Consider the following 21,030-nt stretch of genomic DNA (forward strand, 5'->3'; position numbering starts at 1 on the left):
TTTCCTTGGCTAAGCCCTGTGGGAGCTGGCAAGCCCCCACAGGCAACAGATCAGTGGCGTATGCACACCGACTTGGTTTCAGTGAACGCCTCCAGCCAATCGGCGCCAAAATCACGCCCGGTGCCCGATTGCTTGAAGCCACCAAACGGCATGTTGGCATCGATCAGCGTATGGCTGTTGACCCACACCGTGCCCGCTTCGATACGCGGGGTCAGGTTCATCGCCGCGTTCAGGTCGCGGGTCCACAGGCTCGCGGTCAGGCCGTAGTCGGAGTCGTTGGCCAGGGCCAGCGCCTGCTCCACGTCGTCCACGCGGCTCAGGCACAGCACAGGGCCGAACACTTCCTCGCGGGTCAGCTTGAGCTGGTCGTCGGGGTTGATCACCAGCGTCGGCGATACGTAGAAGCCATCGCCGTCCGGTGCCTTAGCGCCGCTGATCAGCTCGGCGTCCTGGCGGCGGGCATCTTCAAGGTACGCCAGCACCTTGGCCTGGTGGGGCTGCGAGGCCAGCGGGTTGATCTGGAACGTCGGGTCCATGCCCGGGCCAACGCTCAGCCCCTTCACCGCCCCTTCGAACGCCGCCGCCACCTGGTCGAAGATCGGCGCCTCCACGTAGATGCGCGAACTGGCCGCGCACACCTGGCCCTGGTTGAGGAAGCTGCCCATCATCAGGCCTTCCACCACCTGCTGGATGTCGGCGTCCTTGAGCACGATGGCGGGGTTTTTGCCGCCCAGCTCCAACGTGATACGCGTCAGGCGATCGACAGCGCTCCTGGCGATACCCTTCCCGGTCGCCGTGGAGCCGGTGAAGCTGATTTTGCTGATCAACGGGTGGGTGGTCAGCACCCGGCCGCACACGCCGCCGCTGCCGGTCACCAGGTTGAACACGCCCGGCGGTACCCCAGCCTCGGTGGCCAGCTCGGCCATGCGCATCAGGGTCAGCGGGGTGATTTCCGACGGCTTGATGACGATGGAGCAGCCCGCCGCCAGCGCCGGCATCACCTTCCACATGCCGATCATCAGCGGGAAGTTCCACGGCACGATCCCGGCCACCACGCCCACCGGTTCCTTGCGGGTAAACGCGGTGTAGCGCGCGCCCTCCGGCACCGGGATGGACAGGTCCAGGGTGCGCCCCGACAGCTTCGTGGCAAGGCCTGCGGTGTAACGCATCCAGTTCAGCGTGCTACCCACCTCGAAGGCACGGGCGATGGCGATGGACTTGCCCTGCTCCAGGGTTTCCAGCTGCGCCAGCTCCTCGGCGTGCTGCTCCAGCAGGTCGGCGTAGCGCAGCAGGATGCGCTCGCGCTCGGCCGGCAGGCGGCGTGACCAGACGCCGGAGGTGAAGGCCTTATGGGCGGATTGGACCGCACGGTCTACGTCGCTTGCGTCGGCGTCGGCGGTGGCGGCGATCTGTGCGCCGGTGGCCGGGTTGTACACCGGCAGGCTGCCTTCGCCGCGCGCGGTTACCCAGGCGCCGTCGATGTAGAGGCCATGCTGGCGGCCGAGGAAGGCGGTGACGCTGTCGAGGGGGTGAACGGTTTGACTGGCCATGGGGGTGTCCTTGCTGAAAGAGGCGTGCGACCAGCTTAAGCAAACCGGCAAGGCGCCAGTTTCCCCTGCCTGCCAATTCAATTTCCCAGCCTGCCACATCCCCCCGTAGCAGCGGCCACCAGGCCGCGTCCGGCCACAACGCGGTCTTCCTGCAAAACCGTAGGGCCTGGGACGCGGCCTGGGGCCGCTGCTACGGGGATGGGTGATAATTGAGACACGGTATTTTATTTTTGATGTTGTTTTTGTGTATCGCATTGTGATTATACTGAGCCCATCGGCCACCCCAGCCGCTCCAATAATCAGCCCGGCCACGATAGCCGGGCACACCCGTGAGGCCTGCCCATGCCTGCACTGCTTGTGGTCGAACAGCTGGACGCCGTCCGCCTGGTCACCCTCCACCGCCCCGAGGCGCTGAACGCGCTCAACACCCAACTGCTCGCCGAGCTGGCCGCAGCGCTGAGCGACGCCGAGCAGTGCCCGAACACCCGCGCCGTGGTGCTGACCGGCAGCCGCAAGGCCTTTGCCGCCGGTGCCGACATCAAGGAAATGGCCGAACGCGACCTGGTGGGCATCCTCAATGACCCGCGCGTGGCGTCCTGGCAGCGCATCACCGCCTTCACCAAGCCACTGGTCGCCGCCGTCAACGGCTATGCCCTGGGCGGCGGCTGCGAGCTGGCGATGCACGCCGACATCCTGATTGCCGGGCGCGATGCGCTGTTCGGCCAGCCGGAAATCAACCTCGGCATCATGCCCGGCGCCGGCGGCACCCAGCGTTTGTTGCGGGCGGTGGGCAAGTCGCTGGCCATGCAGATGGTGCTCACCGGCGAGCCCATCGGCGCCCGCCAGGCCCTGGAGGCCGGGCTGGTCAGCGAAATCACCGAACCCGAATTCACCATGGAGCGCGCCCTGGCCATCGCCCGGAGCATCGCCGAGAAGGCGCCGCTGGCCGTGCGCCTGGCCAAGGAAGCGCTGCTCAAGGCCCAGGACACCGACCTTGCCAGCGGACTGCGCTTCGAACGCCACGCCTTCACGCTGCTGGCCGGCACCCAGGACCGCGACGAAGGCATCCGCGCCTTCCAGGACAAGCGCCGCCCGCAGTTCCGCGGGCAGTAACCCATCCGTTCACCCTCCAGGGGCACCCCAGCCATGACCTTCGAAACCATCGTGTTCGCCATCGACGACGGCGTCGCCTTGCTCAGCCTCAACCGTCCCGAGCAACTCAACAGCTTCAACGCCCAGATGCACGGCGAGGTGCGCGAAGCCCTCAAGCGCGTGCGCCAGGACGCCAGCGTGCGCGTGCTGCTGCTGACCGGCGAAGGCCGCGGCTTCTGCGCAGGGCAGGACCTGGCTGACCGCAACGTCGCCCCCGGCGCCGATGCGCCGGATTTGGGCCAGTCCATCGAGCAGTTCTACAACCCGCTGATCCGCGCCCTGCGCGAGCTGCCGCTGCCGGTGGTTTGCGCGGTCAACGGCGTGGCCGCCGGCGCCGGCGCGAACATCCCGCTGGCCTGTGACCTGGTGCTGGCGGCGCGCTCGGCCAGCTTTATCCAGGCGTTCTGCAAGATCGGCCTGATCCCCGACTCGGGCGGCACCTGGGCGCTGCCACGGCTGGTGGGCATGGCCCGCGCCAAGGCCCTGGCCCTGCTGGGCGAACGCCTGAGCGCCGAACAGGCCGAGCAATGGGGCCTGATCTACCGCTGCGTGGACGACGCCGAGCTGCGCGACGAAGCGCTGAAACTGGCCCGCCACCTGGCCACCCAGCCCACCTACGGCCTGGCGCTGATCAAGCGCAGCCTCAACGCCAGCTTCGACAACAGCCTGGACCAGCAGTTGGAACTTGAACGCGACCTGCAACGCCTGGCCGGGCGCAGCCACGACTACCGCGAAGGCGTGGCCGCGTTCATGGCCAAGCGCCCCGCCGCGTTCAAGGGGAACTGAGCCATGGCCGCATTGCCCTTGTCCGCCGAAGTGGCGGTGATCGGCGCCGGCGCCATGGGCGCCGGCATCGCCCAGGTGGCCGCCCAGGCCGGGCACCCGGTGAAGCTCTACGACACCCGCCCCGGCGCCGCCGCCCAGGCCATCGCCGCCATCGACCAGCGTCTGGGCCAGCGGGTGAAGGCCGGCAAGCTGGCCGACAGCGCCCGCCTCGCCTGCCTGGCCAACCTGCACGCCTGCGACGCCCTGCCCGCGCTGGCCGACGCCCGCCTGGTGATCGAGGCCATCGTCGAGCAACTCGCGGTCAAGCGCCAACTGTTCGCCGAACTGGAGCGCCTGTGCGCGCCCGACTGCCTGCTGGCCAGCAACACCTCGTCGCTGTCCATCACCACCCTGGCGGCCGAGCTTGCGCACCCCGAACGCTTCGCCGGCCTGCACTTCTTCAACCCGGCGCCGGTGATGGCGCTGGTGGAAGTGGTCAGCGGCCTGGCCACCGCCGAGTACACCGCGCGCACCCTGCATGACACCGCCAGCGCGTGGGGCAAACGGCCGGTGCACACCCGCTCAACGCCGGGCTTTATCGTCAACCGCGTGGCCCGGCCGTTCTACGCCGAGAGCCTGCGCCTGCTGCAGGAAGGCGCCGCCGACAGCGCCACCCTCGACGCCCTGCTGCGCGAGGCCGGTGGCTTTGCCATGGGCGCCTTCGAGCTCACCGACCTGATCGGCCACGACGTCAACTACGCGGTGACCTGCTCGGTGTTCGACGCCTATTACCAGGACATGCGCTTCCAGCCCTCGCTGCTGCAGAAGGAGCTGGTGGACGCCGGCCGCCTGGGCCGCAAGAGCGGCCAGGGCTTCTACGACTACCGCGACGGCGCGCAACGGCCGCTGCCGCACACCTTGGCCAGCAGCGCCACGGTGCAGCACTGCGTGGCCGAAGGCCTGCCGCCGCTGCTCGACGGCCTGCTCGAGCGCCTGGAAGCCCAGGGCGTGCAGGTGACCCGCCGCCCCGGCAACGGCCTGCTGCGCTGCGGCGACGCCGTGCTGGCCCTGTCCGACGGCCGCATGGCCAGCCAGCGCGCCCTGGACCACGGCCTGCAACACTTGGTGCTGCTGGACCTGGCCCTGGACTTTGCCACGGCCACGCGCATCGGCATCAGCTGGGCAGCCGCCACCTCGCCTGCGGCCATCGACCAGGCCGTGGCCCTGCTGAACCGCGCCGGCCTGGCCGTCAGCGCCCTCGCCGACAGCCCCGGCCTGTGCGTGCTGCGCACCGTGGCCATGCTCGCCAACGAAGGCGCCGACGCCGCGCTGCAAGGCGTGGCCTCGGCAGCCGACATCGACCTGGCCATGCGCGCCGGCGTCAATTACCCGCGCGGGCCGCTGGCCTGGGCCGACGCCCTGGGGCTGGACACGGTCGTGGCCGTGCTGCAGCACCTGCAGGCCGCCTACGGCGAAGAGCGCTACCGCCCCTCGCTACTGCTGCGCCGCTGCCTGGCGCAAGGGAGAAGCCTGCATGACTGAAGCCACCGCCCGCGACCTGGCCCAGCAATGCGCCATGGCGCTGCTGGAACGCGACAACGCCAGCCGCGCCCTGGGCCTGCACCTGCTGGACGCCGACGCCGGCTACGCGCAGCTGACCATGACCGTGCGCCCCGACATGCTCCAGGGCCACCGCACCTGCCACGGCGGCTTCATCTTCGCCCTGGCCGACTCGGCGTTCGCCGTGGCCTGCAACAGCTACGACCTGGCCACCGTGGCCCAGGGTTGCAGCATCGAGTACATCGGCGCGGTGCCGGTGGGCGACGTGCTCACGGCCACCTGCCACGAACTCAGCCGTCGCGGCCGCACCGGCACCTACGACGTGCGCATCGAAAACCAGAACGGCCAACTCATCGCCCTGTTCCGGGGCAAGTCCTACCAAGTGCGCGGCACCGTGCTGACGCCGGAGAACCCTCATGACTGATGCCCTTATCATCGACGCCGTGCGCACCCCCATCGGCCGCTACGGCGGCGCCCTCAGCGGCGTGCGCGCCGACGACCTGGGCGCCGTGCCCCTGCGCGCCCTGCTCGAGCGCCACCCGCAGGTGGACTGGAGCCAGGTGGACGACGTCATCTATGGCTGCGCCAACCAGGCCGGCGAGGACAACCGCAACGTGGCGCGCATGTCGGCGCTGTTGGCCGGCGTGCCGGTGAGCGTGCCCGGTACCACCCTCAACCGCCTGTGTGGCTCGGGGCTGGACGCGGTGGGCACGGCAGCGCGGGCCATTCGCAGCGGCGAGACCGGGCTGATGCTGGTGGGCGGCGTGGAATCCATGTCCCGTGCGCCACTGGTGATGGGCAAGGCCGAGACGGCCTTTTCGCGCCAGGCCGAGCTGTTCGACACCACCATCGGCTGGCGCTTCGTCAACCCGCTGATGCAGGCGCAGTACGGCATCGACTCGATGCCCGAGACCGCTGAAAACGTCGCCGCGCAGTTCAACATCAGCCGCGCCGACCAGGACGCCTTCGCCCTGCGCAGCCAGCAACGCGCCGCCGCCGCACAGGCCAACGGGCGCCTGGCACGGGAAATCGTCGCGGTCAGCATCGCCCAGCGCAAGGGCCCGGCCAAAGTCGTAGAGCACGACGAGCACCCGCGCGGCGATACTACCCTTGAGCAACTGCACAAGCTGGGCACGCCGTTCCGCGCCAACGGCAGCGTCACCGCCGGCAACGCCTCGGGGGTCAACGACGGCGCCTGCGCGCTGCTGCTGGCAAGCCCCGAAGCAGCCGAGCGCTACCGCCTCAAGGCCCGTGGCCGGGTGCTGGCCATGGCCACCGCCGGCGTCGAGCCGCGCATCATGGGCATCGGCCCGGTGCCTGCCACGCGCAAGGTGCTGGAGCGCGCCCACCTGGCCCTGGCCGACATGGACGTGATCGAACTCAACGAAGCCTTCGCCGCCCAGGGCCTGGCCGTGCTGCGCGAGCTGGGCCTGGCCGACGACGACCCGCGGGTGAACCCCAACGGCGGCGCCATCGCCCTGGGCCACCCGCTGGGCATGAGCGGTGCGCGCCTGGTGACCACCGCCCTGCACCAGCTGGAACAGACCAATGGCCGCTACGCCCTGTGCACCATGTGCATCGGCGTCGGCCAGGGCATTGCCTTGATCATCGAACGCCTGTAAGCCTATGCACAGCCCGCCCTGCTGCGGGCCGGACACTCACACAAGAACAATTCGAGTGAAACCATGAACATGCACCTTGACCCTGAAGCCTTGCTGGACCCGTTCGAAACCGCCAGCGTCGACCAACTGCGCGAACACCAGCTGCAGCGCCTGCGCTGGAGCCTCACCCACGCCTACCAGAACGTGCCGCTGTACCGCCAGCGCTTCGACGCCCTGGGCCTGCACCCCGATGACCTGAAGTCGCTGGACGACCTGGGCCGCTTCCCCTTCACTGGCAAGAACGACCTGCGCGACAACTACCCCTACGGCATGTTCGCCGTGCCCCAGCACGAGGTGGTGCGCCTGCACGCCTCCAGCGGCACCACCGGCAAGCCCACCGTGGTCGGCTACACCCAGAACGACATCGACACCTGGGCCAACATCGTCGCCCGCTCGATCCGCGCCGCCGGCGGCAAGCGCGGCGACAAGGTGCACATTTCCTACGGCTACGGCCTGTTCACCGGCGGCCTGGGCGCCCACTACGGCGCCGAGCGCCTGGGCTGCACGGTGATCCCCATGTCGGGTGGGCAGACCGAGAAACAGGTGCAGCTGATCCGTGACTTCAACCCGGACATCATCATGGTCACGCCCTCGTACATGCTCAACATCGCCGACGAGATCGAGCGCCAGGGCATCGACCCGCAGAAACTCGCCCTGCGCCTGGGCATCTTCGGCGCCGAACCCTGGACCGACGAGCTGCGCGGCGCCATCGAGCGCCGCCTGGGCATCGTCGCCCAGGACATCTACGGCCTGTCGGAGATCATGGGCCCGGGCGTGGCCATGGAATGCGCCGACAGCCGCGGCCACCCGACCATCTGGGAAGACCACTTCTACCCGGAAATCATCGACCCGGTCACCGGCCAGGTGCTGCCCGACGGCCAGTTCGGCGAGCTGGTGTTCACCTCCCTGAGCAAGGAGGCCCTGCCGATGATCCGCTACCGCACCCGCGACCTCACCCGGCTGTTGCCCGGCAGTGGCCGGCCGATGCGGCGCATGGACAAGATCACCGGGCGCAGCGACGATATGCTGATCATCCGCGGGGTCAACGTGTTCCCCACCCAGGTGGAGGAGCAGGTGTTGAAAATCAAACAGCTCAGCGAATGCTACGAGATGCACCTGTATCGCAACGGCAACCTCGATTCGGTGGACGTCCACGTCGAACTGCGCCCCGAGCAGCAGCACCTCGACACAGCCCAGCAGCAGGCCGTGTGCAACGAGCTCAGCAAGCAGATCAAGACCTACATCGGCATCAGCACCCGCGTGCTGCTACAGCCGCTGCACTCCCTCAAGCGCTCGGAAGGCAAGGCCGCCCACGTCTTCGACAAGCGCAACTGATACCCCACAAACGCCCCCTCTGACACTCCAACCTGTAGCAGCGGCCGCCAGGCCGCGTCACGGACGGCGCGCACCGCCAGACACACCGCGCCGCCTGGGACGCAGCCTGCGGCAGCTGCTACGGGCCGGCGTCGCCTCTGATACCCCCTGTAGCCGCTGCCGCAGGCTGCGCTGGCCCTTACCCACACTGCAGATCTTCAGTGAGGCACAGGGCCAGCGCAGCCTGGCGGCAGCGGCCACATCGATGCACCCGCAGAAAGCGATACGGATTTTTATTTGATACGCATATTTTGTGTTTGATATTTGATTCTGTATCACTTATAAAATAGCCATGCCCCCTCATGGCGGAGACCCTTCATGTACGCACAGCTAGTGGAAACCGGCGTCAAGCGCCTCAAGACCCTCGACGAGATGGACGCCCAGGAACGCGCCTTCCAGGCACGTATCGACGCTGAAATCAAGATCGAAGCCAAGAACTGGATGCCCGACGCCTACCGGCAAACCCTGATTCGCCAGATCTCCCAGCACGCCCACTCGGAAATCGTCGGCATGCTGCCCGAAGGCAACTGGGTCACCCGCGCGCCGACGCTCAAGCGCAAGCTGCAGTTGATGGCCAAGATCCAGGACGAAGCCGGGCACGGCCTGTACCTGTACAGCGCCATGGAAACCCTGGGCGCCGATCGCGATACAGAAATTGCCAAGATGCACGCCGGCAAGGCCAAGTATTCGAGCATCTTCAACTACCCCACCCTGAGCTGGGCCGACATGGGCGCGGTGGGCTGGCTGGTGGATGGCGCCGCCATCGTCAACCAGGTGGTGCTGCAGCGCACTTCCTACGGCCCCTACGCCCGGGCCATGGTGCGCATCTGCAAGGAAGAGAGCTTCCACCAGCGCCAGGGCTACGAAATGCTCCTGACCATGATGCGCCACGGCACCCAGGCCCAGAAGGACATGGTGCAGGACGCCATCAACCGCCTGTGGTGGCCGGCACTGATGATGTTCGGCCCCAGCGACGAACACTCGCCCAACAGCGCCCAGTCCATGGCCTGGAAGATCAAGCGCCAGGGCAACGACGAACTGCGCCAGCGCTTCGTCGACCAGACCATCCCGCAACTCGAACTGCTGGGCTGCACCTGCCCCGACCCCGAGCTGAAATGGAATGCCGAGACCGGCCATTACGACTTCGGCGCCATCCAGTGGGATGAATTCTACGAAGTGCTCAAGGGCAACGGCCCCTGCAACGCCGAACGCGTGGCCACCCGCAAGCAGGCCATCGAGGACGGCGCCTGGGTGCGCCAGGCCGCCGTGGCCCACGCCCGCAAACATCACAACAAGAACGCCGCCTGAGCTGGAGAAACCCCATGTCCGATTGGACCCTGTTCGAAGTCTTCGTGCGCAGCAAGCACGGCCTCAACCACAAGCACGTGGGCAGCGTGCACGCTGCCGATGCAGTGATGGCCATCGAAAACGCCCGCGAGCTGTACACCCGTCGCAGCGAAGGCGTGAGCCTGTGGGTGGTGCCCTCGGCGCTGATCACCGCCTCCTCGCCGGACGACAAGGAGCCGCTGTTCGACCCGGCCGACGACAAGGTCTACCGCCACGCCAGCTTCTACGAACTGCCGCCCGAAGTGGGGCACATGTGAGGCCGACCATGAGCATCGAACACGACCTGACCCATTACCTGCTGCACCTGGGCGACAGCGCCCTGATCCAGGGCCAGCGCCTGAGCCAGTGGATCGGCCACGCGCCGGCGCTGGAAGAAGAACTGGCCCTGGCCAACGTCGGCCTCGACCTGATCGGCCAGGCGCGCCACTGGCTGGAATACGCCGCCGAGCGCCTGGCCGATGGCCGCGACGCCGACGCCCTGGCTTTCCTGCGCAACGAACGCGAGCTGCGCAACCTGTTGCTGGTGGAACAGCCCAACGGCGATTACGCGGTAACCATGCTCAAGCAGTTCTTCTACGACGCCTGGCACTTTCAAATGCTGCACGGGCTAGCCGGTTCCAGCGACGCGCGCATCGCCGGCATCGCCGCCAAGGGCCTGAAAGAGGTGACCTACCACCTGCGCCGCTCCGCCGAATGGGTGGAGCGCCTGGGCGACGGCACCGAGGAAAGCCACGCGCGCATGCTGGCGGCGCTGCCCAAGGTCTGGCGCTTCACCGTGGAACTGGTCAACCCCAGCGCCGCCGAGCAGCGCCTGGCGGCCGCCGGGCTGATCGGCGATCCCCTGGAGGTCGCCGCGGCGTGGCGCGCCAAGGTCGCCGACGTGTTCGCCCGCGCCACCCTGCCGCTGCCCGAGCCCGCTAGCCCGTTCTACCTCGACGGCCGCGAGGGCCTGCACAGTGAACACCTGGGCCTGCTGCTGGCCGAAATGCAATACCTGCCGCGAGCCTACCCCGATGCAACCTGGTGAGCTGATCGTCAGCGACCGGGGCGCGCGGCCGCAGCAGGCCGGCGACCTGGCCCAGGCCTGGGCCGTGCTGGACCAGGTCATGGACCCGGAGGTGCCGGTGGTCAGCGTGGTGGCCCTGGGCATCGTCCGCGACCTGGCCTGGGAGGCCGGGCATCTGCAGGTGGTGGTCACCCCCACCTACTCCGGCTGCCCGGCCACCGAGGTGATCGAGGGCGACATTCGCGACGCCCTGGAACAGGCCGGTTTCCCCGCCCCCAGCCTGCAACGCCAGCTGACCCCGGCCTGGACCACCGACTGGATCACCCCCCAGGGCCGCGAACAGCTGCGCGCCTACGGCATCGCCCCGCCCGAAGGCAGCACCAGCAAGCGCACGCTGCTGGGCCAGGCGCCGCAGGTGTTGTGCCCGCAGTGCGGCAGCGCCCACACCGAGCTGCTCAGCCAGTTCGGCTCCACGGCCTGCAAGGCGCTGTACCGCTGCGTCGAGTGCCGCGAGCCGTTCGACTATTTCAAGTGCATCTGATGGCTACCGGAGAACAACAATGAGCCAGTTCCACAGCCTGACCATCAAGCAGGTCCGCGCCGAGACCCGCGACGCGGTGTCCATCGTGTTCGACGTGCCGGCCCACCTGCAGGACGAATTCCGCTACACCCAGGGCCAGCACCTGGTGATGCGCACCCAGCTGGACGGCGAGGAAGTGCGCCGCTCCTACTCCATCTGCACCGGGGTCAACGACAACGAGCTGCGGGTGGCGATCAAGCAGGTGGCCGGCGGGCGTTTTTCCGCCTACGCCAACCAGCAGCTGCAGGCCGGCCACCAGCTTGAGGTGATGCCGCCCGCCGGCGAGTTCAGCGTGCCGCTGGACCCGGCGCGCCACGGCAGCTACCTGGCGGTGGCGGCCGGCAGCGGCATCACGCCGATCCTGTCGATCATCAAGACCACCCTGGAACACGAGCCCCACAGCCGCGTCACCCTGCTGTACGGCAACCGTTCCAGCTCCGGGGCGTTGTTCCGCGAGCAGCTGGAAGACCTCAAGAACCGCTACCTGCAACGCCTGAACCTGGTGTTCGTGTTCAGCCGCGAGCAGCAGGACGTGGACCTGTACAACGGCCGCATCGACGCCGCCAAGTGCCAGCAACTGTTCAGCCGCTGGGTCGACGTGAAGACCCTGGACGCCGCGTTCATCTGCGGCCCCCAGGCCATGACCGAGACCGTGCGCGACCAGCTCAAGGCCCATGGCATGGCTCCCCAGCGCATCCACTTCGAACTGTTCGGCGTGGCCGACGACGGCCACAAGCGCGAGGCCCGCGAAGCGGCGCGGCAACTGGACTCGGCGGTAAGCCAGGTCACCGTGATCAGCGACGGCCGCGCCCTGGCCTTCGACCTGCCACGCAACACCGTCAGCGTGCTGGACGCCGGCAACGCCATCGGCGCCGAACTGCCCTATTCGTGCAAGGCCGGGGTGTGCTCGACCTGCAAGTGCAGGGTCATCGAGGGCGAGGTGGAGATGGACGCCAACCATGCCCTGGAGGACTACGAAGTGGCGGCGGGTTATGTCCTGTCCTGCCAGACCTTCCCCCTCAGCCAGAAAGTCGTCCTCGATTTCGACCAAATCTGACACCCCCGTAGCAGCGGCCGCCGGCCGCGTCCCCTGCCACCACGGTGCCCCCTGACGCCGCCTGGCGGCAGCTGCTACGGGCTCATGCCCTGTTTGTTTGTGGAGATGCCCCATGACCCCTACCCTGCAATCCTTCATCGCCGGCCGCTGGGTCGGCCAGCACGGTGCGCAAACCCTGCGCAGTGCCCTCAACGGCCAGCCCCTGGCGCGCACCCACGAGGAAACCCTCGACTTCGCCGAAGCCGTGGACCACGGCCGCCGTGTTGGCAACCTGAGCCTCGGCGCCCTCGACTTCCAGCAGCGCGCCCAGCGCCTCAAGGCCCTGGCGCTGTACCTGGCCGAGCGCAAGGAACAGCTCTACGCCCTGTCCCACCACAGCGGCGCCACCCGCGCCGACAGCTGGATCGACATCGAGGGCGGCAACGCCACGCTGTTCAGCTACGCCGGCATCGGCAGCCGCGAACTGCCGTCGGGCAACGTGGTGCACGAAGGCCCGGCATTCCCCCTGGGCAAGCTCGGCCAGTTCGCCGGCAGCCACATCCTGGTGCCACGCGGCGGCCTGGCAGTGCACATCAACGCCTTCAACTTCCCCATCTGGGGCATGCTGGAAAAGTTCGCGCCGTGCTTCCTTGCCGGCATGCCCTGCGTGGTCAAGCCGGCCACGGCCACCAGTTACCTGACCGAAGCGGTGGTGCGGCTGATGGATGAGTCCGGCCTGCTGCCCGCCGGCAGCCTGCAGCTGGTGATCGGCAGCACCGGCGACCTGCTCGACCGCCTGCAAGGCCAGGACCTGGTGACCTTCACCGGCTCCGCCGACACCGCCGCCAAGCTGCGCGTCACGCCCAACCTGATCCGCCATTCGGTGCCGTTCACCGCCGAGGCCGACTCGCTGAACTGCGCCATCCTGGCCCCGGACGTGACCCCGGACGACGAAGAGTTCGAGCTGTACGTGAAGGAAGTGGTGCGCGAAATGACCACCAAGGCCGGGCAGAAGTGCACCGCCATCCGCCGCGCCATCGTCCCGCGCCAACACCTGGACGCGGTGGCCACGCGCATTCGCGAGCGCCTGGCCAAGGTGGTGGTCGGCGATCCTTCCGTGGAAGGCGTGCGCATGGGCGCCCTGGCCTCCCACGCCCAGCAGCGTGACGTCGGCGAGCGCCTGGCGCTGTTGCAGCAAAGCTGCGACACCCTGTTCGGCGCCGCCGACGGCTTCAGCCCGCGTGGCGAGGGCGTGGCCGAGGGCGCGTTCTTCGCCCCCACCCTGCTGCTGGCCCGCGACGCCCACGCCGAAGGCGGTGCCCATGACATCGAGGCGTTCGGCCCGGTGAGCACGCTGATGGCCTACGACGATCTGGATGAAGCCCTGGTGCTGGCCGCCCGCGGCAAGGGCAGCCTGGTCGCCAGCCTGGTCACCAGGAGCCCGCAGATTGCTGCCAAAGCCATCCCGGCCGCAGCCGCCTGGCATGGCCGCCTGCTGGTGCTGGACCGCCACGCTGCCGGCGAATCCACCGGCCACGGCTCACCGCTGCCGCAGCTCAAGCACGGCGGGCCGGGGCGTGCCGGCGGTGGTGAGGAACTGGGCGGCCTGCGCGCCGTCAAGCACTACCTGCAACGCGCCGCCATCCAGGGTTCACCGACCATGCTGGCGGCCATCACCGGCGAGTACGTGCGCGGCGCCGAGGTCATCGAAACCGAAGTGCACCCGTTCCGTCGTCACTTCCAGGACCTGCAGATCGGCGAGTCGCTGCTCACCCACCGGCGCACCGTCACCGAGGCCGACCTGGTGAACTTCGGCTGCCTGTCCGGCGACCATTTCTACATGCACTTCGACGAGCTGGCGGCGCGCCGCTCGCAGTTCGGCCAGCGCATCGCCCACGGGTACTTCGTGCTGTCGGCCGCCGCCGGGCTGTTTGTCTCCCCGGGCGAAGGGCCAGTGCTGGCCAACTATGGCCTGGACAACCTGCGCTTCATCAACCCCGTGGCCATCGGCGACACCATCCGCGCGCGGCTGACCTGCAAGCGCAAGATCGACCAGGGCAAGCAGAGCCCCCAGGGCATCCCGCAAGGGGTGGTGGCCTGGGACGTGGAAGTCACCAACCAGCGCGATGAAGTGGTGGCCAGCTACGACATCCTGACCCTGGTGGTAAAGCGCGAGGGCTGAGCGCCGACGCCCCATTTGTTACCGTCGCGGCCCCAGCGGGGGCTGTGATGGTGCACATGGAAACATTTGGAAACATAAGGCCCGGACGGGCCTTTTTATTTCCCGCGCCAACCGCTCTATTCCAGCACTTTCAACAGGTTATGCGGCCTACCCGCAACCGGCACGGCAATTGCAATTTCAGCCCAACCCTCATCCAGCAGGTTGCCTGATGCAGCAGTTTTTTCAGTCCGCCGACATGTCCGAACACGCCAGCCACCTCACCGGCTGGGACCAGCGCTATGACCAGTTGAGCAGCGGCCCGCTGGACGCCGCGCTGTGGGTGCGCGACGTCGGCGCCATCCGCCTGTTCCGCGAACGGCTGAGCCAGGCCGCGATCCAGCACATGCAGCTGCCGCGCGACCACCTCAACCTGATTCTGCCGCTGGTGTGGCCACAGGGCGGCAGCGAGCAGAAATGGCTGCTCGATGGCCTCAACCTGCTGCCCAACCAGCGTGAATTTCGCACCGTCACCGGCGCCGGCATGGACGTGCTGGGGCTGTCCATTCCCTACGCCGAACTGGCCGACGTGCTGAGCGACGCCACCCTGGCCCGCTGCCGCGCCAGCCAGGCCGTGCAGGGCGTGGCCCTGCCGGCGCTGGCCCACCGTGGCGCCTGCCGCGAACTGGTGGCGTTGCTGGGCAGCCACGCCGACCAGTGCATCAAGCCGCGGCTGCTGGAACTGACCGCCAGCCTGCTCGGCGCGCTGGACGTGCAGCCCAGCCAGCAGCCCAGCTTCACCACCCGCCAGTACATCGTGCAGCGTTGCCACGAGCTGGTGATGGAAGACCCCCACGGCACCGCCAGCCTGGTGGAGCTGTGCAGGCGCCTGAAGATTTCCCGGCGCACGTTGCAGTACAGCTTCCAGAGCGTCGCCGACGTCAACCCCGTGCAGTACCTGCGCTCGGTGCGGCTCAACGAGGCGCGCCGCGCCCTCATCCGCCAGCCCCAGGCGCGCATCAGCGACATTGCCGCGCAATGGGGGTTCGAGCACACCAGCTACTTCTGCAGCCAGTACCACAAGCTGTTCGGCGAAAAACCCTCCGACCGCCGCAAACCCACCCCCCTGTAGCAGCGGCCGCCGGCCGCGTCCGGACTTCGCCTCGGCTCAGCCCCCCTCGCAGTTATACCGCGTATGCACCACTATCTGCGTAAACCCCGGCGCCGCGCGGCTGCCTTCCACCGCGCCGCGTATCCAGCGCGCCGCCGCGGCCAGCTCACCGGCGAAGTCGTGGGAAATGACGTAGTCCATCACCCCGCTCTCCAGCATCGCCCGGGTGTGCACCGTCAGCTCATGGCCGACAAAGATCGGCCGCTGCGCAACCGGCACCGTGGCGATGGCCTGGGCCACGCCACGGTTGGCGCCGGCCACGTTATAAATGGCCGCCGGGTAGTCATGCTTGGAGAAATAGCGCATCAGTTGGTCGGTGGTGGTCTGCGGGCGATCGTCGGACATCATTCGTTCATCGATCTTCAGGTACGGGAAATCCGCCCGCAGCACCCGCCGGAAGCCCATCTCGCGCTCCTGCTGGCAACGAAACGGCATGCTGTTCACCAGCAGGATCTTCGCCGGCGCACGCGGTAGCCCATTGCCTATCAGTACACCCGCCACGCTGCCGGCAGCGTACTGGTCGTTGCCCACGTAGGCGCTGCGGTTGGAGTTGGGCAAATCGGTGGTCAGGCACACCACGGCCACGCCCTGCCCACATAGCGTGCGAATGGCGCGGTTGATGGCCGGGTGCTCGCGCGACACCACGATCACGCCATCGGCCGACGCCCCTTCGGCCTGCACGCGGTCGGCGAAGGCCGCCGGGTCGACCTGGCTGGTGGGCACGTACACGCCCTGCACCACCACCCCCGGCATCGAGCTGTTCACCACCGCCTCGGCCTGGGCCAGGGTGGCGTTGAAGGTCTCGCCCGAATCGCAGAACAGCTTGATCTGCAACGTGGCGCGGCCCTCGGCCAGGTCGTGGCGCAGTTTCTCCAGCGCCGCCAGCACCTTCAGGCGCGTGCCCTCGCGAACGCCGGGGCGATTGTTCAGCACCCGGTCCACGGTGGCCGGCCCCACCCGCGCGACCCGGGCGATGTCCTGCACCTTGGGGCCCTTCCATACCTGTCCCGGTGTTGCGCCGCCCATGCCATTTCCCCGTTGATGTGTTTCCCATCAAGAATAAGCCTATCGCTCAACTATTCCAGCACCTGGCGAAAAAACGCCCCTACCCGATTTGATTGGAATCACATCAGAAAGTGACCTTCGTGCTCGTTGCCGGCTGGTTTTGCGCTGCTGATAATCAGCCCACAACAACCACAACAAACCGATCAGGTACGCGAATATGAGCATACGCATCGCCGTCATTGGCGCCGGCATCATGGGCCAGGATCACGCCCGCATCATCGCCCGCGAGGTGCCCGGGGCCACCCTGCAATTGATCTGCGACCCGTCCCCCGGCCGTGCCCGCGCCGTGGCCGACCAGTTCGGCGCCGTCGACGCCAGCCACGACCCACTGCACGCCATCGCCCGCGCCGACGTCGACGCGGTGATCATCGCCAGCCCCGACGACACCCACGCCTCGCTGGCCATGGCCGCCATCAGCGCCGGCAAACCGGCCCTGTGCGAAAAACCCCTGTCGCAGAGCCCGGACGAGTGCCTGGCGGTGATCGACCGGGAGACGTCCCTGGGCCGCCAGTTCATCCAACTGGGCTTCATGCGCCGCTTCGACCCCTCTTACCGGGAAATGAAGCACGCCCTGGACACCGGCCTGATCGGCCGCGCGGTGATGATGCACAACTTCCACCGCAACGTTGAAGCGCCGGCCAACTTCAGCGGGCAGATGGCAATCAGCAACTCCGCCCCCCACGAGTTCGACGTGGCGCGCCACGTGCTGGGCACCGAGTACAGCGCCATCGCCGTGTTCCAGCCCGCCCGCAGCTCCAGCACAGGCGTCGGTGCGCCGGTGTTCATGGTGCTGGAAACCCGCGACGGCCACCTGGTGAACATCGAGGTCAACAACAACGCCGCCTACGGCTACGACGTGCGCGGCGAACTGGTGGGCGAGCAAGGCTCCATCGAGCTGGCGGCGCCCGTGCAGGCCCGCGTCAACCGCCAACTGCACGCCGGCCACCGTTACGCCGCCGACTGGCGCCCGCGCTTTGCCGATGCCTACCGCTTGCAGGACCAGGCGTTCCTTGAGTTCGTCACCACCGGCGTGTTCCCCGCCCAGGCGGCCAACGCCTGGGACGGCTACTGCGCCGCCAGCGTGGCCCAGGCCGGCATCCAGGCCCTGAACGAGGGCCGCCGGGTCACCCTGCACAGCCTCGCCACCCCTGCCCTTTACCTGCCACGCCAAGGAGCACGTCCATGAAACTGGGATTCGTCACCGACAGCCTGGGCGGCCTGCCCTTCCAGGACGTGCTCGACCACGCGCAACGCCTGGGCGTCTCGGGCCTGGAGATCAACACCGGCGGCTGGTCCACGGCGCCGCACTTCAACCTGGCGCAGATGCTCGACAGCACCGCCTCGCGCCGCGAGCTCAAACGCAGCTTCGAGACGCGCAACCTGGAGATCATCGCTCTCAACGCCAACGGCAACCCGCTGCACCCCACCCAACCCGAACAGGGCCAGTGCCTGAAGGACACTATTCGCGTGGCCGGCGAGCTGGGGGTCAAGACCGTGTGCACCATGTCCGGCCTGCCCGAAGGCCAGGCCGGCGACCGCATGCCCAACTGGGTGGTGGCATCGTGGCCGCCGGAAACCCAGACCATCCTGCGCTACCAGTGGCAGGAGCGGCTGCTGCCGTTCTGGGGGGAAATCGCTGCGCTGGCCAAGGAGAACGGCGTCGAGCGCATCGCCCTGGAACTGCACGGCAGCCAGTGCGTGTACAACGTGCGCTCGCTGCTGCAACTGCGCGAGGCCATCGGGCCGCTGATCGGCGCTAACCTCGACCCCTCGCACCTGTTCTGGATGGGCGCCGACCCGTTGGCGGCCGCCGAAGCCCTGGGCGAGGCGATTTACCACGTGCACGCCAAGGACACCCTGCTCAACACCCCGGTGCAAGCGGTCGACTCGCTGCTGGAAAACGGCTCGCTGATGGACATTGCGGCGCGCAGCTGGTCGTACATCACCCTCGGCTTCGGCCATGGCGAGCAGTGGTGGCGGCAGTTCTGCTACCGCCTGAAAATGGCCGGCTATGACGGCTGGCTGTCGGTGGAGCACGAAGACGTGCTGCTCAACAGCCTTGAAGGCCTGGAAAAATCCATCGCCCTGCTGCAAGGCGTGATGCCGGTCGCCGCCGCCGACTTCAAGCCCCAGGCCATCTGACCCACCCCGCAGCCCCCTCGATGTAACCACAGCACTGGCGCCTGCCCGCGACCCCGGCTGGGCGCCGTTCCGCAATTTCAGTCAGGAATATCACAATGACAATTAATTCCTACGGAAATACCGCTGCAGCCGACGTCGCCGCCCCCTACCTCAACGGCGAGAAACGCCAGGCACGTCGCTACCTGCAAAAGGTCCACGCCAAAGTCGAGATGGACGCCATTGCCCGGCAGATCGGCAACGAGAAATTCATCAAGCAAGGCGGCTGGCGCGACCTGTCGAAAAAGGGCGCGCGGCGCATCTTCTTCATCGGCATCGGCATTGCGGTGACCTCGCAGTTCACCGGGGTGAACTCGATCATGTACTTCGGCACGCAGATCCTCACCGAGGCCGGCCTGGCCCAGCGCAGCGCGCTGATCGCCAACGTGGTCAACGGGGTGATCTCCATTGGTGCTACCTTCATCGGCATCTACCTGCTGGACCGCCTGGGCCGGCGACCGATGATGCTGATGGGCTTTGCCGGCACCACCGTGTCGTTGCTGTTGATTGGCCTGGTGTCGGTGCTGGTCGAACCTTCGGTGTCGCGCGCCATGCTCATCCTCGGTGCCATGGGGCTGTTCCTGGCCTCCATGCAAGGCCTGATCGGCCCGGCGTTCTGGGTGCTGCTGGCCGAGATCTTCCCGATGCGCATCCGGGGCGGCTGCATGGGCATGGCCATCGGCGCGTTCTGGCTGACCAACGTCATGATCGGCCTGTTCTTCCCCACACTGGTGGCGACCATCGGCATTGGCCAGACCTTCTTCGTGTTCGTGGCTGCAGGGGTGCTGTCGCTGGTGTTTGTCGCGCTGTGGGTGCCGGAGACCCGGGGCAGCACGCTGGAGGAGATCGAGCAGCGGTTGTACGGCTGACCCACGCCGTGGCGGGCAACCCTGGACGCAGTGTTCAGGGTTGCCCCACAGCCGGGCTCAGGCGCGATAACGCTCGGCCGACTGCGCCTGGCGCAGATCCGACAGCAGCAACCGCCGCGCGCCATCCAGCGCGTCCCAGCGCTCGGCCACGTGCAGCGGCGGAATGGTCACCAGTTCACGGCGGTCGTAGCCCACCAGCGCGGCGTCCACCAGGTCTTCGACTTCCATCACCTCGGGCAAGGTGCTGATGTCGATGCCCGAGTGCTGCCAGATCTCGGTGCGGGTGGCGGCGGGCAGCACGGCCTGCACGTACACGCCCTTGGGCCCCAGTTCCAGGTGCAGGCCCTGGGACAGGAACAGCACGAAGGCCTTGGTGGCGCCGTAGACGGTCATGTTCAGTTCCGGGGCCAGCCCCACCACCGAGCCAATGTTGACGATGGCGCCTTCGCCCGTGCGCGCCAGGCGCGGGGCTATGGCGGCTGCCAGGCGGGTCACCGCGGTGACGTTGAGGGCCAGCAGGCTGTCGATGGCGGCGGCGGTTTGTTGGGTGAAGCCGCCTGACTGCCCGGCGCCGGCGTTGTTGATCAGCAAGCCAATGGTGGCGTCTTCGGCCAGGCGTTGCTCCACGCGCGCCAGGTCTTGGGCCTGGGTCAGGTCGGCCTGCACCACATCGATGTTGACGCCGCTTTCGTCACGCAAGCGGGCCGCCAGGGCATCCAGGCGCTCCTTGTTGCGGGCCACCAGCACCAGGTCGTGGCCGCGGCGGGCGAAACGTTGTGCATAGGTGGCGCCGATTCCGCTGGACGCACCGGTGATCAAAACAGCTGGAAGCTTGCTCATGAGGTCCTGCTCCTGGGTTGGACGTGCTGGGTTAGGGTTGAATTTATGATGATGACCGAAATCTAGACCGTCAAGCATTTTGATGTCAACCAACATCAATGTATACTGACGGTCAGTCACTCCCCATTTGTGCAGGCACGAACATGAAGGTCACCAAGGCCCAGGCGCAGGCCAACCGCGCGCACATCGTCGCAACCGCCGCTACCCTGTTCCGCGAACGTGGCTACGACGGCGTCAGCGTGGCCGACCTGATGGGCGCCGCCGGCTTTACCCATGGCGGCTTCTACAAGCATTTCCGCTCCAAGGCCGACCTGATGACCGAGGCGGCGGCCTGCGGTTTTGCCCAGACCGAGGCGCGCACCGGCGCGGCCGAGCGCGCGGCGTGGATCAAACAGTACCTGTCGCGCGAGCACCGCGACGGGCCCGGCGATGGCTGCACCATGGCCGCGCTGTCGGCCGATGCGTCGCGCCAGCCGGCGGAGGTGAAAGAGGTGTTTGGGCAAGCGATCGAGCGTTCGCTGGAGCAAGCGCAAGGTGAAGCCGCGCGGGCCAGGCGCATCAATGAGATGGCGCACCTGGTGGGGGCCATTCTGCTGTCCAGGGCGTGCCCGGACGATTCGGCGCTGGCGGACGAGATTCTGCAGGCGTGTTGCGCGCAGGCGTTGGCGGGGTTGGCTTCATAGTGCGTGGACGCGGCCTGCGGCCGCTGGTACAGGGG

Annotated in this window: 20 protein-coding genes; 17 read left to right on the forward strand and 3 right to left on the reverse strand. The window is 67.8% G+C overall.

Going from position 1 to position 21,030, the window contains the following annotated elements; genetic code table 11:
• Window positions 1-50: 50 nt before the first annotated feature.
• A complete protein-coding gene (locus AC0Z2B_RS04620) occupies window positions 51-1,550 on the reverse strand; it encodes an aldehyde dehydrogenase family protein (RefSeq protein ID WP_476295342.1) in 1,500 nt (499 codons plus the stop codon).
• 342 nt (window positions 1,551-1,892) lie between these two features.
• Here AC0Z2B_RS04620 and paaF point away from each other — a divergent pair, with 342 nt between their 5' ends.
• The 13 genes from paaF to AC0Z2B_RS04685 all read left to right on the forward strand — a co-directional run bounded on the left by paaF (window position 1,893) and on the right by AC0Z2B_RS04685 (window position 15,321).
• Window positions 1,893-2,663, forward strand: coding sequence for a 2,3-dehydroadipyl-CoA hydratase PaaF (gene paaF, locus AC0Z2B_RS04625; RefSeq protein ID WP_476295343.1), 771 nt, complete (start codon window positions 1,893-1,895; stop codon window positions 2,661-2,663).
• A 33-nt stretch (window positions 2,664-2,696) separates the two neighbouring features.
• Complete coding sequence (paaG, locus tag AC0Z2B_RS04630; protein WP_476295345.1) at window positions 2,697-3,488, forward strand: 2-(1,2-epoxy-1,2-dihydrophenyl)acetyl-CoA isomerase PaaG; 792 nt, start codon at window positions 2,697-2,699, stop codon at window positions 3,486-3,488.
• 3 nt (window positions 3,489-3,491) lie between these two features.
• Window positions 3,492-5,009 carry a 3-hydroxyacyl-CoA dehydrogenase PaaH gene (gene paaH, locus AC0Z2B_RS04635; RefSeq protein WP_476295346.1) on the forward strand — a complete coding sequence of 506 codons (1,518 nt, stop codon included), beginning with the start codon at window positions 3,492-3,494 and terminating at the stop codon, window positions 5,007-5,009.
• A complete protein-coding gene (gene paaI / locus AC0Z2B_RS04640) occupies window positions 5,002-5,451 on the forward strand; it encodes a hydroxyphenylacetyl-CoA thioesterase PaaI (protein ID WP_473006601.1) in 450 nt (149 codons plus the stop codon). Before paaH ends, paaI begins: the two co-directional genes overlap by 8 nt.
• Window positions 5,444-6,649, forward strand: a complete 1,206-nt coding sequence (gene pcaF / locus AC0Z2B_RS04645) for a 3-oxoadipyl-CoA thiolase (RefSeq protein ID WP_476295348.1) — start codon at window positions 5,444-5,446, stop codon at window positions 6,647-6,649. The genes paaI and pcaF overlap by 8 nt, the downstream gene beginning before the upstream one ends.
• Before the next feature lie 63 nt (window positions 6,650-6,712).
• The gene (gene paaK, locus AC0Z2B_RS04650; RefSeq protein ID WP_476295349.1) at window positions 6,713-8,023 is read left to right on the forward strand and encodes a phenylacetate--CoA ligase PaaK; all 1,311 of its coding nucleotides are present in this window, start codon (window positions 6,713-6,715) and stop codon (window positions 8,021-8,023) included.
• Between the two features lie 357 nt (window positions 8,024-8,380).
• A complete protein-coding gene (gene paaA, locus AC0Z2B_RS04655; RefSeq protein WP_476295351.1) occupies window positions 8,381-9,370 on the forward strand; it encodes a 1,2-phenylacetyl-CoA epoxidase subunit PaaA in 990 nt (329 codons plus the stop codon).
• Window positions 9,371-9,384: 14 nt separating this feature from the next.
• Window positions 9,385-9,666, forward strand: a complete 282-nt coding sequence (paaB, locus tag AC0Z2B_RS04660; protein ID WP_416424123.1) for a 1,2-phenylacetyl-CoA epoxidase subunit PaaB — start codon at window positions 9,385-9,387, stop codon at window positions 9,664-9,666.
• Between the two features lie 8 nt (window positions 9,667-9,674).
• Entirely contained in the window at window positions 9,675-10,436 is a 762-nt protein-coding gene (paaC, locus tag AC0Z2B_RS04665) for a 1,2-phenylacetyl-CoA epoxidase subunit PaaC (protein ID WP_476295352.1), read from the forward strand.
• The gene (gene paaD, locus AC0Z2B_RS04670) at window positions 10,423-10,956 is read left to right on the forward strand and encodes a 1,2-phenylacetyl-CoA epoxidase subunit PaaD (RefSeq protein ID WP_416424121.1); all 534 of its coding nucleotides are present in this window, start codon (window positions 10,423-10,425) and stop codon (window positions 10,954-10,956) included. Before paaC ends, paaD begins: the two co-directional genes overlap by 14 nt.
• A gap of 19 nt (window positions 10,957-10,975) precedes the next feature.
• Entirely contained in the window at window positions 10,976-12,052 is a 1,077-nt protein-coding gene (gene paaE / locus AC0Z2B_RS04675; RefSeq protein WP_476295353.1) for a 1,2-phenylacetyl-CoA epoxidase subunit PaaE, read from the forward strand.
• A gap of 112 nt (window positions 12,053-12,164) precedes the next feature.
• The gene (paaZ, locus tag AC0Z2B_RS04680) at window positions 12,165-14,213 is read left to right on the forward strand and encodes a phenylacetic acid degradation bifunctional protein PaaZ (protein WP_476295354.1); all 2,049 of its coding nucleotides are present in this window, start codon (window positions 12,165-12,167) and stop codon (window positions 14,211-14,213) included.
• Window positions 14,214-14,421: 208 nt separating this feature from the next.
• Window positions 14,422-15,321: a helix-turn-helix domain-containing protein gene (locus AC0Z2B_RS04685; RefSeq protein WP_476295355.1), complete on the forward strand. Its 900-nt coding sequence runs from the start codon at window positions 14,422-14,424 to the stop codon at window positions 15,319-15,321.
• A gap of 36 nt (window positions 15,322-15,357) precedes the next feature.
• Here the strand turns inward: AC0Z2B_RS04685 and AC0Z2B_RS04690 are convergent, their stop codons facing one another.
• Window positions 15,358-16,386 carry a substrate-binding domain-containing protein gene (locus tag AC0Z2B_RS04690; RefSeq protein ID WP_473006588.1) on the reverse strand — a complete coding sequence of 343 codons (1,029 nt, stop codon included), beginning with the start codon at window positions 16,384-16,386 and terminating at the stop codon, window positions 15,358-15,360.
• Window positions 16,387-16,582: 196 nt separating this feature from the next.
• On the opposite strand from AC0Z2B_RS04690, the gene AC0Z2B_RS04695 reads away from it, so the two are divergent.
• The 3 genes from AC0Z2B_RS04695 to AC0Z2B_RS04705 all read left to right on the forward strand — a co-directional run bounded on the left by AC0Z2B_RS04695 (window position 16,583) and on the right by AC0Z2B_RS04705 (window position 19,472).
• Complete coding sequence (locus tag AC0Z2B_RS04695) at window positions 16,583-17,611, forward strand: Gfo/Idh/MocA family oxidoreductase (RefSeq protein ID WP_476295356.1); 1,029 nt, start codon at window positions 16,583-16,585, stop codon at window positions 17,609-17,611.
• Window positions 17,608-18,567, forward strand: coding sequence for a sugar phosphate isomerase/epimerase family protein (locus tag AC0Z2B_RS04700; RefSeq protein WP_476295357.1), 960 nt, complete (start codon window positions 17,608-17,610; stop codon window positions 18,565-18,567). The genes AC0Z2B_RS04695 and AC0Z2B_RS04700 overlap by 4 nt, the downstream gene beginning before the upstream one ends.
• A 95-nt stretch (window positions 18,568-18,662) precedes the next feature.
• Window positions 18,663-19,472: an MFS transporter gene (locus tag AC0Z2B_RS04705; RefSeq protein ID WP_476295358.1), complete on the forward strand. Its 810-nt coding sequence runs from the start codon at window positions 18,663-18,665 to the stop codon at window positions 19,470-19,472.
• Between the two features lie 57 nt (window positions 19,473-19,529).
• On the opposite strand, the gene AC0Z2B_RS04710 is transcribed toward AC0Z2B_RS04705, so the two are convergent.
• The gene (locus AC0Z2B_RS04710) at window positions 19,530-20,312 is read right to left on the reverse strand and encodes an SDR family NAD(P)-dependent oxidoreductase (protein WP_476295359.1); all 783 of its coding nucleotides are present in this window, start codon (window positions 20,310-20,312) and stop codon (window positions 19,530-19,532) included.
• Window positions 20,313-20,455: 143 nt separating this feature from the next.
• Between AC0Z2B_RS04710 and AC0Z2B_RS04715 the strand changes: the two genes are divergently transcribed.
• Window positions 20,456-20,995, forward strand: coding sequence for a TetR family transcriptional regulator (locus tag AC0Z2B_RS04715; RefSeq protein WP_476295360.1), 540 nt, complete (start codon window positions 20,456-20,458; stop codon window positions 20,993-20,995).
• Window positions 20,996-21,030 lie beyond the last annotated feature (35 nt).

Source organism: Pseudomonas sp. GYB4201 (assembly GCF_056312595.1).